This window comes from Pantoea sp. M_9 (assembly GCF_008631385.1).
Taxonomy (GTDB): Bacteria; Pseudomonadota; Gammaproteobacteria; order Enterobacterales; family Enterobacteriaceae; genus Pantoea; species Pantoea eucrina.
In genome coordinates this window covers 136,936-151,159 of sequence record NZ_VWUF01000002.1, presented here as the reverse complement: position 1 = coordinate 151,159, position 14,224 = coordinate 136,936, and the positions used below count along the sequence as shown (strand labels likewise).

Below are 14,224 nucleotides of genomic sequence, written 5' to 3'. Positions count from 1 at the left end.
TGCTTAGATTACTGAATAACAGTATGCCGCTACTGTTCACTGTAATCAGCAGATAATCAGATCGCGTTATGACAGCTGAAAGCAACTGCTCTTACGGCCAGTGCTATGACGCAGGCCGCCTCCGCGCCTGTCTGCTGATTACAGTGAACGCCACCCGCGATAAAACAGGAAATTACTGACTACAGTGAATATGGCCGGATCTGCTGCAGTAAAAGCGGGCATCCGCTACTGATTACAGTGAATGTGCTGCGTATAGACGTTCCAGGCGCCGGTGACGCTAAACGACCGCACCCTGTAGCTCTCCTGATTACAGTGAACGTTTCAGCCAGGGAGGGCTTATTCACCGGAGAATGCTGATTACAGTGAATGCTGCCGGAGAGACGCTCCTCGGTTTTAACAGTTAACTACTGACTACAGTGAACGTACAGAGAGATACCCGCTCGCTGAGGCGACAGAGCATGCTTCATACAGCGTCTTTGCAGCAGCCTGCAGCAAAGTTTTTACTGATTGCAGTGAACACAGCATAGTCATTTACTGATTACAGTGAATCTTTGGACTTCCGACTTATATCTGAGCGCCTGCAACTTTACGTTTACTGATTACAGTGAACGTTTAGCGGCTGCTGATTACAGTGAATGCTGCGGGCAATACACTCTGCAGGCATAATTAAGCATTCTGGTTTACAGGATAAGTAATTGCCTTATGTGCAGGATTTAAGTATAAAGTCATAAATCCTACATGTGTGGAGCAGGTATGGCTAATGATGAGAAGCAGATTCTGAAGGTTGCTCAACGCTCAGAAAGAATGCTGATGAGTCTCACCGAGCAGATTCAGGCACAAAAAGAAGAACTCAAAGAAAATACGTTTTATCAGGTCTATGCGAAAGCCGCGCTGGCTAAACTGCCAAAACTGACGCGCGCCAGCGTTGATTATGCGGTCAATGAGATGGAAGAAAACGGCTACGTGTTTGATAAACGCGCCGCCGGCAGCTCCACCAAGTATGCGATGTCGATTGAAAACATTGTCGATATCTACCATCACCGGGGCGTACCTAAATATCGCGATCGCCACGCTGAAGCCTATACCCTCTTCGTGGGCAATCTGAAAGGTGGCGTCTCCAAAACGGTTTCAACCGTCTCGCTGGCACACGCGCTGCGGGCGCATCCGCATCTGCTGTTTGAAGATTTACGTATTCTGGTTATCGATCTGGACCCGCAATCTTCGGCCACCATGTTTCTGAATCATGAACGCTCAGTGGGTCTGGTAGAAGCCACTGCCGCTCAGGCGATGCTGCAGAATGTCAGCGGCGAAGAGCTGAAAAGCGACTTTATCGTGCCCTCTATCATTCCGGGCGTGGATGTACTGCCAGCCTCGATTGATGATGCGTTTATCGCTTCACGCTGGGAGGAGCTTTGTCATGAACATCTGCCAGGGCAGAACGTGCACGCTGTGCTGTATGAAAACGTTGTGGCAAAGCTCAAAAAAGATTATGACTTCATTTTTATTGATAGCGGCCCGCATCTGGATGCGTTTCTCAAAAATGCGATTGCTGCGTCTGATTTGCTGATGACGCCCGTTCCGCCTGCGCAGGTCGATTTCCATTCAACGCTCAAGTACCTTACCCGACTGCCTGAGCTGGTAGAGATTATTGAAGCGTCAGGGGCTGAATGCCGGCTGCAGGGCAATATTGGCTTTATGTCGAAACTCTCCAACAAAGCCGATCATAAGATGTGTCACAGCCTGGCTAAAGAGATTTTCGGTGGCGATATGCTGGACGCTGCGCTGCCGCGGCTTGACGGATTTGAGCGCTGCGGCGAGTCGTTTGATACGGTAATTTCAGCTAACCCTTCTACCTATGTGGGTAGCAGTGAGGCACTGAAAAATGCGCGATCGGCTGCGGAGGATTTTGCCAAAGCCGTATTTGACCGTATTGAATTTATTCGTTTGAACTGAGGTTAAGATGAGCGCAAAACGCATTACTATTGGCCGTACTTTCAGCCAGTCACCTCTGCAAAATGAACACACTGCTGCGGAACATACGCAGACGTTTGTGCTGAATACCGGCAAACGCGCGTTGTTCTCGCTTCAGCACGTCTCTGCGCGCGATGTGGAGGCAAAGACATTTGTCGTACAGGAGACCAATGGTCGTGACCAGTCTGGCCTGACGCCAGAGTCGCTGCGTGACATCATCCGTACGATTAAACTGCAGCAGTTTTTTCCCGCCATCGGGGTAAAGCGCGGCGAGCGAATTGAAGTACTTGATGGATCCCGCCGTCGCGCTGCTGCGCTGTTCTGCAAAACAGGTCTGAGCATACTGGTGACTGATGAGGATATCTCTGCTGAAGAAGCACGTCGTCTGGCTCAGGATATTCAGACTGCGCGTGAGCATAATTTGCGTGAAGTAGGTTTGCGCCTGCTGGCTCTAAAGCAGAGTGGCCTGTCGCAAAAAGAGATTGCTGAGCAACAGGGACTGTCACAGGCGAAAGTGACACGCGCCTTACAGGCGGCGAGTGTGCCGGCTGAACTGATCATGCTGTTTCCAAACCATGCTGAACTCGCCTATCCAGACTATAAGCTGCTGCTGCAGGCGTGTGAACGACTTCAGGAGAAGCAACAGAGCATAACCACGCTGGTCGAGACTATCAGCGCGGATATCGATGAGATTGCCTCTGAAGATAGCCTGGCTGAAGATGAAGTGAAAAATGCCATTTTGCGTCTGGTGCGCAATGGCAGTAACGCACTGCTTGAGACGTCGGGAAAAGAGAAAGTCGTGACGACGTCACTCTGGGACTTTGCCGACAAAGATCGTTTTGCCCGGAAAAAATCCAAAGGGCGGACCTTCAGTTATGAATTTAATCGCCAGCCCAAAGAGCTTCAGGACGAGCTGGATAAGGTCATCAGCAGCACGCTTGCTAAATATCTGGAGCAGTAACCATGACGCCTGCGGGCGGTTTTCTTTTGCTTTCGCCACCTCATTTTCACGCCTAAGTGATTGTCATTTATAGAGTTACGCTAAAAATTTCAGCCTGAAATCGCCACTGTTTCAGGCTGTTTTGCGTAACAAGAGAGTTTTTACCCGGCAGAATGACGCATTCCGTTACAACCGCACCCGCACGGAGCCTGCTCCGGCTTTACCCGTTATGATAAATTAGATGATAATAATTACTATTCAGTAACGAAGGGAGTTCAAATGAAAGTTATCTGCGGCGTGGCGCTGAGCCTGGGTGTGGCTTTATCAGCGTCAGCCACCACCTATCCACTGACCATTACCGATCTGGATGGACAGCAACATACGTTTTCTAAAGAGCCTCGCCATATTATTTTGCAGGATGGGCGTGATGTACTGACGCTGGCGCTGCTCGATCGTGATAATCCTTTCGAACGCGTTGTAGCCTGGAATAACCTGCCTAAAAAGCAGGATACGCAAACCTGGGAAATGCTGAAAGCACGCTGGCCACAGGCGGAAAAAATTGTTGATATGGGCTTTAACGATCAGGGTCAGGTCAACCTTGAAAGCGTGCTGGCGCAGCAACCAGATGTGATGATTGCGCAGTTACGTGCAAAACCGGCGTTGATCCAGTCTGGTGTGGTCAAAACGCTTGAGAATTTGCACATCCCGGTTGTATTTGTAGACTATGAACTGCATCCGGCGCAAAACACCGCTAAAAGCGTCTCTCTGCTTGGGCAGATCCTTAATCGCGAAGAGCAGGCCCGGGACTATACGACGTTCTATCAGCAAAAAATGTCGGCCATTACGAACGCAGTCAGCGGCATTGAGAAAAAGCCCACCGTGTTTATTGAGCCTATTGCCGGTAACAGCGATAACTGCTGCTTTACGCATAGCCATAACGGCTGGGGCGGACTGGTCGAAGCGGTAGGGGGCAAAAATATCGGTTCTGCACTTTTACCGGGCAACTCAGGTTTTGTTTCGCTGGAAAAAATCATCGCGATGAAGCCTGATGTCTATATCATGACCGGTTCTAAACGGCCTAACAGCAACGTGTTACCGTTTGGCTATGGCGTTAAGCTGCAGGAGGTTACCGCAACCTTCCAGACCCTGACGCACCGTACCGGCGTGGCACAGATTGAACCGGTGAAGCAGAACCGGGCTTATGGTATCTATCACCATTTCTATAACCATCCGTGGAATATCATCGGCATGGAAATCCTGGCGAAAGATCTCTATCCGCAGCAGTTCGCCGCGCTGAATCCGGTTGCCGATTATCATCAGCTGGTTAAAACCTTCACGCATCTGCCAGATGAGGCTATTACCCTGAGCTATCCTGACAATAACTGATCGAGCCCGGCGGCCTCACTATGCCGCCGGCACCTTTCTCCGTCTGTCGTCTTCCACTAGGTGACTCATCTTATTCACTGTAATCAGTAACCCGCGCAGGTGCTTCGCGTCTGCCAGCGAGAAAGCTCTGAAAGCAGTGAACATCGTCACTATTAACATTCTCATTAATCCACGTCGCGAGTAAGCTTATACTCTATAACAGGCCGGACGGGCTGACGGCAGATTCTATACGGGAGAGAGTAATGGCAGTTAAGATGATTGCAGTAGATATGGATGGCACCTTCCTTGATGATAACAAGCACTATAATCAGCAGCGTTTTGCCCGCCAGTACGCACTGCTCAAAGAGAAAGGAATCCGTTTTGTTGTTGCCAGCGGCAATCAGTACTATCAGCTGCAACACTATTTTCCTGATATTAAAGATGAGATCGCGTTTGTTGCTGAGAACGGTGCCTGGGTCTCAGACTGCAATGAGGAACTGTTTTGCGGAGAGCTGGCGCCTGAGCGGGTACAGCAGATCCTGACTATTCTGGCGAAAGAGCCTGACATCAGCGTCGTGGTCTGCGGTCGTAACAGCGCCTATGTACACACCTCTATGCCTGAACATGTGGTGAATAAACTCAGCAATCACTATCGCCGGCTGGAAAAGCGTGACGATCTGAGCAGCATCGACGACACCATCTTTAAGTTCTCACTGAATCTGGAGCACGAAGGCGTTGAGGCACTGATGGCGAGATTGCATCATGAGCTGAGCGCAATTGAGAACATTATGCATCCGGTCTCCAGCGGATTCGGCTTTATCGACCTGATTATTCCCGGCTGTCATAAAGCGCACGGCATTGCCCTGCTGCAGCAAAAATGGGGCATTGATGATTGTGAAGTGCTGGCAATTGGCGACAGCGCAAATGATATTGAGATGTTGCGACAGGCCTGCTACAGCTTTGCTATGGATAATGCAGCCCCGTCGGTTGCGGCAGTCGCCCGCTATCGTACGCAGAACAACAATGAAGAGGGCGCACTTAACGTCATTGCACGCCTGCTGGCCCGGGAAACGCCGTTTAACTAAGTCTGATCTGACAGAGCCGCCAGCGGCGGCTCTGTTACTCCTCTGACTCAGCTTTAAGCCGGGCAGCGTGCAGATTGGCCTCCATACTATCCAGCGCGGCCTGGTTCTCAAGCCCCCACGTGTACATCTCCTCCACCGGTCGGGCAAATGTCATTCCCAGCGGGGTGAGCCGGTAATCAACTTTAGCGGGCGTAACGTCATATTCCCGTCGTTCAACCAGGCCGCGCTGTTCCAGCGCTTTTAGCGTCTGAAACAGCATTTTTTTCGATATGCCCTGCAGGCTGCGCTGCAGCTCGCCGGTTCTGGCACAGTGATCTGGCCAGTGATAAAGCGCATGCAGCACCATTGTGCTCCATTTAACAGAGAACAGCTCCAGCAGTCTGCGCGGAGGTGAGTCCGCATAAAAGACCAGTTTACCCTCTTCCCAGGCTGGCATGCCTGACTCCTTATAAGGTCACCGTTTGGTGCCTACTGTTAATTTTTTTTCGCATTCACTATAGTCTGCCGCCTCTCAGCTTATTAAGCCATCTTTGCCGGAGGCACCATGAAAATCAATGCACTGGTTGCACATAATGCAACCGCACCCCTGACGTCTGATAGCGTCGTTCTGCGCCCGCTGCAAAATCAGGATGTCAAAATTGAGATCCTCTATTGTGGCGTCTGCCATTCTGATCTGCACATGGCGCGTAACGAATGGGGCGTCAGCCGCTACCCGCTGGTACCGGGACATGAGATTGTTGGCCGGGTAACGGAGGCGGGCAGTGAAGTCAGCAAATTCAGGCCGGGCGATCTGGTTGGCGTGGGCGTGATGGTGGATTCCTGCCGGACCTGCCATTTCTGTCAGCAGCATGAAGAGCAATATTGTGAAGCGGGTTTTACCGCAACCTATAATGGGACCGACAAGTATACCGGCGGCACCACCTGGGGAGGATACGCTGAGAGCGTCATCGTCGATGAGCACTTTGTGGTCGCCGTTCCGCAAAATCTGCCACCAGCCGGGGTAGCACCCCTTCTCTGCGCCGGGGTTACGGTCTGGTCGCCATTACGCCATTTTAATGTCAAAGCAGGCGACCGTGTAGGCGTGGTTGGGCTGGGCGGGCTTGGACACATGGCGGTTAAGCTGGCCAGCGCAATGGGGGCAGAGGTCACTCTGTTTACCACCTCTGCCGCCAAGCGCGACGATGCACTGCGCCTGGGGGCCAGTCGGGTAGTGGTATCACGCAACGCGGAGGAGATGGCAGCCTGCCAGAGCTCGCTGGATATTATCATCAACTGCGTGGCAGCTCCGCATGACCTTAATCCCTACCTGGCTACGCTGAAAACCAACGGACGTATGGTACTGGTAGGTATTCCGGATCGGCCACATACCTCGCCGGATATTACGCCAATGGTTTTCCGCAGGCTGAGCATTACTGGCTCTTCAATCGGCAGCATACAGGAAACGCAGGAGATGCTCGATTTCTGCGGCCAGCATAATATTGTGGCGGATATTGAAACCATCACCGGGGATGGCATAGAACAGGCATTTGAGCGTATGCTGCGCGGCGATGTGCACTATCGCTTTGTCATCGACATGCAAGCGACTCAATGGTAAGTCTATGATTAGCAGCGATTTCAGCCTGAAATCGCCAACAGAGACTCTTCAGGTGACATGTTAAACAGTGCCATCTAAATAAAATAATCTCTTAAGCCGGGCTTTACTGGCAGTCTGAATAATGCAGTTTTTATTTCAGGCTGTCAGATTTATCCGGTTTATCTGTTTGATAAATAACATTATTTTTTCATTAAAAGGATGGTAGTAAAAACAGCAGTTGTATACCAGCACAATTACATAAGCACGGTAACTTCAATCGTTAAAGTAAAGACGTCAAAATAATTCGCTGTCTGCGCCTTTTTCCCGATAAACTGCGGTTCCTGTTGATCAGATTTATCTTAGAATGAACTATTACACCCCCGATGATGATCATCTGAAAAAACGATCGAGACGTTTCGTCCGGCGCATGTTTTTTATGCGTCAGCTCGGTACTGTGCTCTGTTTCTTCCCAATCCTTTCCGTGCTGCTCGATATGCAGCGTGAGCTGTTTTACAGCGGCTTGCTGTTCGTTAATGCCTTTTTCTGGCCGTGGCTTGCCTGTCAGCGTGCACTGCGCGCTGAAGACCCGACCAGCGCTGAACGTAACAACCTCACGCTTGATGCCGCTTTTGGCGGGATCTGGGTGGCGCTGATGTCGCTTACTCCGGTGCCCTCTGTGATTATCATGGCCGTACTGGCCTCAGATCGCTATGCGGCAGGAGGCAGTACGCTGCTCATCTCCGCCGTTAAAGCGTTCATAGTGGCTTTCCTGTCGGTGTGGATACTCGATGGCGCACGGTTAGAGAGTACATTTACGACGCAGACGGTGTGGCTGACGCTGCCGCTCGCCAGCTGTTACATGCTGGCGCTGAGTATCGCTTCCTACAACCTGACCTGGCAGCTGCGCAAGCGTAATCGCGAGCTGGAGCGCGTAGCCCTGATGGACCCGGGCCTGCAGATCCCTAATCGGCGGCTCTTTGAACGACGGCTGGAGAGTGAGTTTTTGAGTACGCGGCGCGGTGACAGTAACGGCTATCTGCTGCTGCTGGATCTGGACCATTTCAAGGCCGTCAATGACACCTGGGGGCATGAAGCCGGCGATTTTCTGCTGGCAGAAATTTCCGCTCTGCTGCGCAATTATGTCGGTATTCAGGATATACCTGCGCGTCTGGGAGGGGATGAGCTGAGCGTTATTGTTCACCATGCCAGTGATGAAACCGTGGTGGCCCTCGCCAGGCGATTGCGTGAAAAAATCGCGCAGGTCGCTTTGCCTGCCGCGCCTGATTTTCACTGCACGGTTAGCATCGGTATCGCGCCGGCAAGCAGCGCCGATTCTCTGCGCGACTGGCTGCGCCATGCGGATGAGGCCCTCTATCAGGTAAAGCGGGCAGGGCGTAACGACGTTCTGCTCTGGAGCTGATTAACACGATTCCGCGCCAGGCTAACGCAGCTGGCTATCTTTACTGCCCCGGCGATTATAACCGCTACTGCTGGCTTCTTTCTTATCCAGTTCAGACTGACACTGGATACAGTAGCGTACGCCGGGCAGTGCCGCGCGACGCGCTTCGGGTATGGGTTCTCCACACTCATCGCAGAAACGTGCACTGTCACCCTGCTTAAGATGACTTCGCGCCCGGGCGATAGCATCATCAACCGTCGCATCAATCTGTTTCTGGACTGCGCCATCTTCCGACCAGCCACCCGCCATAAAGCCCCCTTATCATTGCTGAACATTAACTATAGTCAGCGGTGATGCACGCGTCGCACTTTGCGTGCGGTTGCAGTCATCCCTCATTGCTGCCTCCTCAGACGAAATGCCTGCCATTTGCGCAGGCAACGATAAGATGCATCATCAATGCAATTTTTTCTTTAATAAATATAGAGTTAGGGCGTTTCTTATTTTAAATGCGTTGTAATATGGATTTATATTTTTAATAAAAGTGTACAAAGGGTTGTGCGTTGTACAAATATATCCAGTCATATTACTGGTTAATAAAAAAGCCAATTATAAATCAGCCAGAAAATATAGAGCGCTTGTTTTGTTAATAAAGCGAAGCGGTAAGGAAAGGGTATCGATCAAGTTTTAATCGAAAATTCTTCTCCGAATGAAAAAATAACTCTCCTGACAGGTCGATTCTTTCGCGTAAGCGAAGCGTAAACGATGTCAGGAGAGTGTTATCTTAGGAATTAAATGAAGTGCAGAGATATCGGATTCTGTATAAGTTTACTTACGACGGCTGATCTTTCCTCCTTTTCTGCCCGCTTCAATAGCCCGTTCAGGATCGTTTTTGAAGTTGCCTCCACTGACCTGGCCGCCCTTGCGGCCTGCTTCGGCAGCGCGCTCTTTGTTAGCAGCAAAGTTACCTGCACCACCGCGGCGTGGTTTGGTTTTTTCAGCTTCTTCCGGGTTATTGCTGGAATCCTGCATTTTTTCCTCTCTGTTCATGCTGACTTGTGGCAAAAATAAATGTAGCGCTGTTTTTACCATGTTCAAGACAGAATTTATCCTGACTTTTAATTTACGACGGGTCGTTTGTTTAAGTAAGAATCGATTTTAAGCGATTCTTTTATCTTAATCTTACGCAGGTGAATAGTTAGCATTTTACTTTGATAAAGGAAAGCGTTCTTTGCGTCCTGAAAAGGTTTAATGAAAAGTTGTGACAATTAGCCGGGCGCAGCATTACGCCATGCAATAAAAGAGTGCAGGCATTCATTTGCGCTTCGTTTATTTTTTTCGTGGCAGAGTATTGAGGACCGGAACATAAGCCAGGACTAACAGTAGTCAGAAAATGATGGGTTATAGCAGGCGTGTTTATCGGGGCAGGAGAGGCCAGGCTGCTGGCCGGGTCAGCAGCCTGCTGTTCAGAGATCGATGGTCAGGCTGGCGGTATGGCTGCGGGAGCAGCAGAGGGCAATACACTGGGAGGGCGCCGCTTTTTCTTTGTCAGACTGAACCGTATCGCGATGGTCCGGCTGGCCTTCAGTAACAGGCGTCAGACAGGCTCCGCACATACCCATTTCACACGACAGCGCAACCTCCACACCCTGTTCAGTCAGCACGGCTGCAATGGAACGATCCGGCGGAACCAGCCAGCTTCTGCCCGAGCGCGCCAGGGTTATGGTGAACGCTGCGCCTTGCTCAGTTACCTGCTGCGGTGCAGCGGCTTTAAATGCTTCTGTATGAATCGCTTCAGGAGGCCAGCCGCAGGTTTCAGCCTGAAGCTGCAGATGGGACATAAAAGGCAGCGGACCACAGAGATAGATATGTGCGCCGGGCTGATAGCGAGCGATACCCTCAGGCTGATGAGTGCGGGCGCTGACACCCTCACTGCTGTACCAGATGTGACAAACGCCGTGTGCAAAATTCTGGCTCAGGATTGCTGCAAACGCCTCATCGCCCCGCTTGCTGAGATAATAGTGCAGTTCAAACGCCTGGCCCGCCGCTTCAAGCGCCTGCGCCATCGCAGAAAGCGGAGTAATGCCGATGCCGGCGGCCAGCAGGATAACTTTACTGGCAGTGACCAGCGGGAAAAGGTTACGTGGTGGAGAAATAGCAAGCTGCATGCCCGGGCGCAGCGTTTCATGTATGTAGCGCGACCCCCCGCGTGATTCAGCCTCCAGCGCCACGCAAATTTCGTAGCAGTCTCGTCTGTTTTCCGCTCCGGTCAGTGAATATTGCCGGATCATTCCGGGCTGCAGATGCACATCAATGTGCGCACCTGCCTGCCATGGGGGCAGCAATTGCCCGTCTGTTGCCATCAGCCTGACGCTCAGGTTACGGCGACCCTGACGCCAGATGCCGTCGGTCACCACATTAATCAGTTCGTTCATTGCCGCCCCTTACACCAGAAAAAATTCACCAAAGCCCATACGTTTCAGTCCGCGCCGGTACGCCACCGAACTGCGATCGGCCGGAATATGCGCCTCCAGCGTCAGATCCAGCGGCAGACGTTCAGGGCGCTGGGTCTCCACCATCAGTCGATCCTCTTCAAAAACGCGCAGGTTAAAGGCGTGCACCTCTTCCGGAGGAATGTGCAGATCAAAGTTGCGTGCGATAGGCGCAAACATGCGCGTCTGGCGGGCTGAAACCGGAGAGGCCGCATTCATGATCGTCAGGCGGGCGTCGCCAGGGAAGAAAATGGTCAGCGTGGCCGTAAAGGGCAGATGCATTTCAAAGCGTCGCAGCCACTCAAAGCCGTCGGGCGCCTGCTGCGGGCTGCCGGCAGCAAAATTGCTGACGGAACTCCAGTAGTCCACGCTAAAACCGTAGTCGGTTTCAACCGGGTTATACGCCGGCACCAGCTGGTTAGCCGGATCGGCAAAGGTATCCGTATGCACCCAGGCAAAATGCGCGACGTCCAGAAAGCCCTCTACCTGCCGGCCGGCAAAACCTGCGACATCGAATCCAGGGCAGTTGATTTGCTGAAACCCGCTGTCATCCCAGTGCGGCATCGTCGGCAGTTTTGCAGGCTGTTCACTGTCGGGTGCCAGACAAACCCAGATCAGCCCAAAACGTTCCGCCACGGCATAAGAGGTCAGATGCAGTTTGGCAGGCACCGGCTGGTCCGGACTCGACGGAATACGGTTACACCGGCCGTTTTCCCCAAAACGCAGGCCGTGATAGGGACAGATAATGCCCTCATCATCATGGAAACCCAGCGTCAGCGGTACGCCACGATGTGGACAGATATCACGTGCGGCCACAACGTCCCCCTTAATCCGGTAGAGCACCAGCTGCTCATCCAGCAGGGTCGCCTTCACCGGCGCGCTGCTGATATCGCCGCTGCGCGCAACAGGATGCCAGTGGCGCGCAAGGCGCAGCCAGTCCTCGGGATCAAAAGTGCAATGGGCGGGCGGTGTCGGACCGGACATAGTTATCTCCTGATAATCAGTTCACAGAGCGTGATAAACATAATGTTTGTCAGGACATTGTTATTACGCTTCTGTGTTACGATCCATCGCTAAGATTACAGTCAGCTGTTGCAAAAAAGTGTACAGGTGCACAATGAGCCCATTTTCCCGTTTCGCTCTCTACTTTACCGAAGTCGCCCGCAGCGGCAGCCTGCGCAAAGCGGCAGAAAAGCTGCACGTGTCGGCCTCCGCGATTAACCGGCAAATTTTGCAGGCAGAGGCCGCCTTTAATACGCCACTGTTTGAGCGTCTCCCTGAGGGCCTGCGTATGACCACCGCCGGGGAACTGCTCTACAGCGATCTCACGCGCTGGCAGCGCGAATTTCGCGTTACGCGTCAGCGGTTCGATGACATCCAGGGGCTAAAACGCGGCAATGTCACTCTGGGAATGGTGCAGTCTCTGACCCGGGGTCGGATAGCTGAACGGATAGCGGCAATGGCGCAGACGCATCTCTGGCTGAATCTGACGCTTACCGTTGATAACAGCCAGCGCATCAGCCAGCTTATCCGGCAGTCTGAAATCGATTTTGGTCTGATCCTCGACCCGGATGGGCAAAGCGGCCTTAATGTACTGGCTTTTGCCGAACTGGAAATGGGCGTGGTGATGAACAACCGGCATTCGCTCAGCACCCGTGACGCTGTCTCGCTCAGTGAACTGAGTCACGAGCGGCATATTCTGCCGGGCGACTCACTGGTTGTTCATGAACGCGTCGCTGCGCTCTATCACCGGCAGGGATTCCAGCCTGAAAATGTCATCGGCTGTAATGATATACGGCTAATTCACACGCTGGTGGCGCAGAACAGCGGTATTTGTGTGCTGAGCCTGCTGGATGTGATGACCGAGGTTGAACAGGGTGAGTTAAGCTTCGTGCCGCTCCGGCACAGCGTTATGCGCCCCCTGACGCTGGCATTATGCACTGCGCCGTCGCGGCAGCTTTCGCGCGCGGCGCAGATGCTGATTCAGCAGATGACAGAGGTGATTGACGCAATGAGCGTCACTTCGCGCTAAACCGGAGAGTAGCTGCCGGTGCCATCCGGCCAGGGTGTGAGAAGATCAAAGCCGTTATCCGTAACGGCAACGGTATGCTCCCATTGCGCGGAGAGGGAGCGATCTTTGGTCACTACCGTCCAGCCATCACTCAATACGCTGGTTGCTGCTTTCCCGGCGTTGATCATGGGCTCAATAGTGAAGATCATGCCGGGCTCCAGCGCCAGGCCTTTACCGGGCGTACCATAATGAAGCACCTGTGGTTCATCATGATAGATCCGTCCGGTGCCATGACCGCAATACTCGCGCACAACCGAGAACCCTGCGCCTTCAGCTACCCGCTGGATGGCTGCACCGATGTCGCCCAGCGTGGCGCCGGGTTTAACCACGTTGATACCCGCTACCATGGCATCGTATGTGATATCCACCAGTCGTCTGGCACGAACCGAAGGCTGGCCCACAAAGTACATGCGACTGGTATCGCCATACCAGCCCTCTTTGATGACCGCGACATCAATATTAATGATATCGCCCTCTTTCAGTCGCTTCGGGCCGGGGATACCGTGGCAGACTACATGATTAACTGACGTGCAGACCGTGCGGGTATAGCCGTGATAGCCAATATTCGCCGGCGTGATGTTTAAAACATCAACGATATAATCGTGACAGAGACGATCCAGTTCGTCGGTGCTGATACCCGGCTTTACATAAGGTCCTATCATCGCCAGTACGGCAGCAGCGGCCTGACCCGCGGCGCGCGCCTGTTCAATTTCAGCGGCATTATGGAGCGTAATATTCACGATACCTGCTCCTGAGTCAGAAAGAGAGGATGGTTTAAGAGTGCGGCCAGCTCGCTGCCCCCGTCGCGCTCTATGCGCATCAGCAGCCGGACCAGCGCCTGGTGGTTTTTGTCAGGATAGAGTTCCGCCAGCATGCCCATTTTCATCCAGTGCTCCGCCTGTGCGTTGACTGAACGGCTCAATGCGCCGCTGGCGATACGCAGATTTTCGTGCATCAGATCGGAAATTTTCACAATGCCCATGGCTGTGCCTTATATGTTGTGTATATGAAACATATACTACCCGCAATAAAGTAAGAAACAAGGTGCCCGCAGCGAATGCAACAGAGCCGCAGCCGTTAAGGCAGCGGTAAAACGCACATCAGGCCCGATAGTTGTTTACTTTTTACCCTGAAGCGAGCCTCTCATATATGCAGTAAAAAATTTCAAGTATCAGGTTAACGTATTATTATTCATGTGGTTAGAGAGAGGGGAAGGCTCTGGTCCGATGTTACTGACGGATTGTTTCTGAATGGACATAAATTTTGTAGTATCTTTTTAGCGGTATTGAAAGGCTTTTCTCCAGATGTAAACTGACCCGGCGACCGCAAAT

Annotated in this window: 14 protein-coding genes; 7 read left to right on the top strand and 7 right to left on the bottom strand. The window is 52.3% G+C overall.

What is annotated here, in order from left to right; all coding sequences use genetic code 11:
• Positions 1 to 753 precede the first annotated feature (753 nt).
• The 4 genes from F3I15_RS04620 to F3I15_RS04605 all read left to right on the top strand — a co-directional run bounded on the left by F3I15_RS04620 (position 754) and on the right by F3I15_RS04605 (position 5,361).
• Complete coding sequence (locus F3I15_RS04620) at positions 754 to 1,953, top strand: AAA family ATPase (protein WP_071668117.1); 1,200 nt, start codon at positions 754 to 756, stop codon at positions 1,951 to 1,953.
• 7 nt (positions 1,954 to 1,960) lie between these two features.
• The gene (locus tag F3I15_RS04615) at positions 1,961 to 2,932 is read left to right on the top strand and encodes a ParB family protein (protein ID WP_150016742.1); all 972 of its coding nucleotides are present in this window, start codon (positions 1,961 to 1,963) and stop codon (positions 2,930 to 2,932) included.
• A 258-nt stretch (positions 2,933 to 3,190) separates the two neighbouring features.
• A complete protein-coding gene (locus F3I15_RS04610; RefSeq protein ID WP_150016741.1) occupies positions 3,191 to 4,297 on the top strand; it encodes an ABC transporter substrate-binding protein in 1,107 nt (368 codons plus the stop codon).
• A 242-nt stretch (positions 4,298 to 4,539) separates the two neighbouring features.
• Positions 4,540 to 5,361, top strand: coding sequence for a Cof-type HAD-IIB family hydrolase (locus F3I15_RS04605; protein WP_150016740.1), 822 nt, complete (start codon positions 4,540 to 4,542; stop codon positions 5,359 to 5,361).
• Between the two features lie 34 nt (positions 5,362 to 5,395).
• Here the strand turns inward: F3I15_RS04605 and F3I15_RS04600 are convergent, their stop codons facing one another.
• Positions 5,396 to 5,797, bottom strand: coding sequence for a helix-turn-helix domain-containing protein (locus tag F3I15_RS04600; protein ID WP_150016739.1), 402 nt, complete (start codon positions 5,795 to 5,797; stop codon positions 5,396 to 5,398).
• Positions 5,798 to 5,905: 108 nt separating this feature from the next.
• Here F3I15_RS04600 and F3I15_RS04595 point away from each other — a divergent pair, with 108 nt between their 5' ends.
• Both F3I15_RS04595 and F3I15_RS04590 read left to right on the top strand, forming a co-directional pair.
• Positions 5,906 to 6,955 (top strand): NAD(P)-dependent alcohol dehydrogenase, encoded by a 1,050-nt coding sequence (locus tag F3I15_RS04595; RefSeq protein WP_150016738.1) that lies wholly within the window; start codon positions 5,906 to 5,908, stop codon positions 6,953 to 6,955.
• A gap of 343 nt (positions 6,956 to 7,298) precedes the next feature.
• Complete coding sequence (locus F3I15_RS04590; protein ID WP_150016737.1) at positions 7,299 to 8,354, top strand: diguanylate cyclase; 1,056 nt, start codon at positions 7,299 to 7,301, stop codon at positions 8,352 to 8,354.
• Between the two features lie 21 nt (positions 8,355 to 8,375).
• Here F3I15_RS04590 and F3I15_RS04585 read toward each other — a convergent pair whose 3' ends face one another.
• The 4 genes from F3I15_RS04585 to hpxD all read right to left on the bottom strand — a co-directional run bounded on the left by F3I15_RS04585 (position 8,376) and on the right by hpxD (position 11,806).
• Positions 8,376 to 8,642 (bottom strand): DksA/TraR family C4-type zinc finger protein, encoded by a 267-nt coding sequence (locus tag F3I15_RS04585; RefSeq protein WP_040113772.1) that lies wholly within the window; start codon positions 8,640 to 8,642, stop codon positions 8,376 to 8,378.
• A gap of 516 nt (positions 8,643 to 9,158) precedes the next feature.
• Positions 9,159 to 9,362, bottom strand: coding sequence for a general stress protein (locus F3I15_RS04580; protein ID WP_150017188.1), 204 nt, complete (start codon positions 9,360 to 9,362; stop codon positions 9,159 to 9,161).
• A 434-nt stretch (positions 9,363 to 9,796) separates the two neighbouring features.
• Complete coding sequence (locus F3I15_RS04575; RefSeq protein ID WP_150016736.1) at positions 9,797 to 10,765, bottom strand: PDR/VanB family oxidoreductase; 969 nt, start codon at positions 10,763 to 10,765, stop codon at positions 9,797 to 9,799.
• A 9-nt stretch (positions 10,766 to 10,774) separates the two neighbouring features.
• Entirely contained in the window at positions 10,775 to 11,806 is a 1,032-nt protein-coding gene (gene hpxD / locus F3I15_RS04570; RefSeq protein ID WP_190314913.1) for a molybdenum cofactor-independent xanthine hydroxylase subunit HpxD, read from the bottom strand.
• A 133-nt stretch (positions 11,807 to 11,939) separates the two neighbouring features.
• Here hpxD and F3I15_RS04565 point away from each other — a divergent pair, with 133 nt between their 5' ends.
• A complete protein-coding gene (locus tag F3I15_RS04565; RefSeq protein WP_150016734.1) occupies positions 11,940 to 12,854 on the top strand; it encodes a LysR family transcriptional regulator in 915 nt (304 codons plus the stop codon).
• Here the strand turns inward: F3I15_RS04565 and map are convergent.
• Complete coding sequence (map, locus tag F3I15_RS04560; RefSeq protein WP_370513329.1) at positions 12,851 to 13,633, bottom strand: type I methionyl aminopeptidase; 783 nt, start codon at positions 13,631 to 13,633, stop codon at positions 12,851 to 12,853. The two genes, F3I15_RS04565 and map, sit on opposite strands and share 4 nt — an antisense overlap.
• Positions 13,630 to 13,875, bottom strand: coding sequence for a ParD-like family protein (locus F3I15_RS04555; RefSeq protein ID WP_150016732.1), 246 nt, complete (start codon positions 13,873 to 13,875; stop codon positions 13,630 to 13,632). Before F3I15_RS04555 ends, map begins: the two co-directional genes overlap by 4 nt.
• Between the last annotated feature and the right edge of the window lie 349 nt (positions 13,876 to 14,224).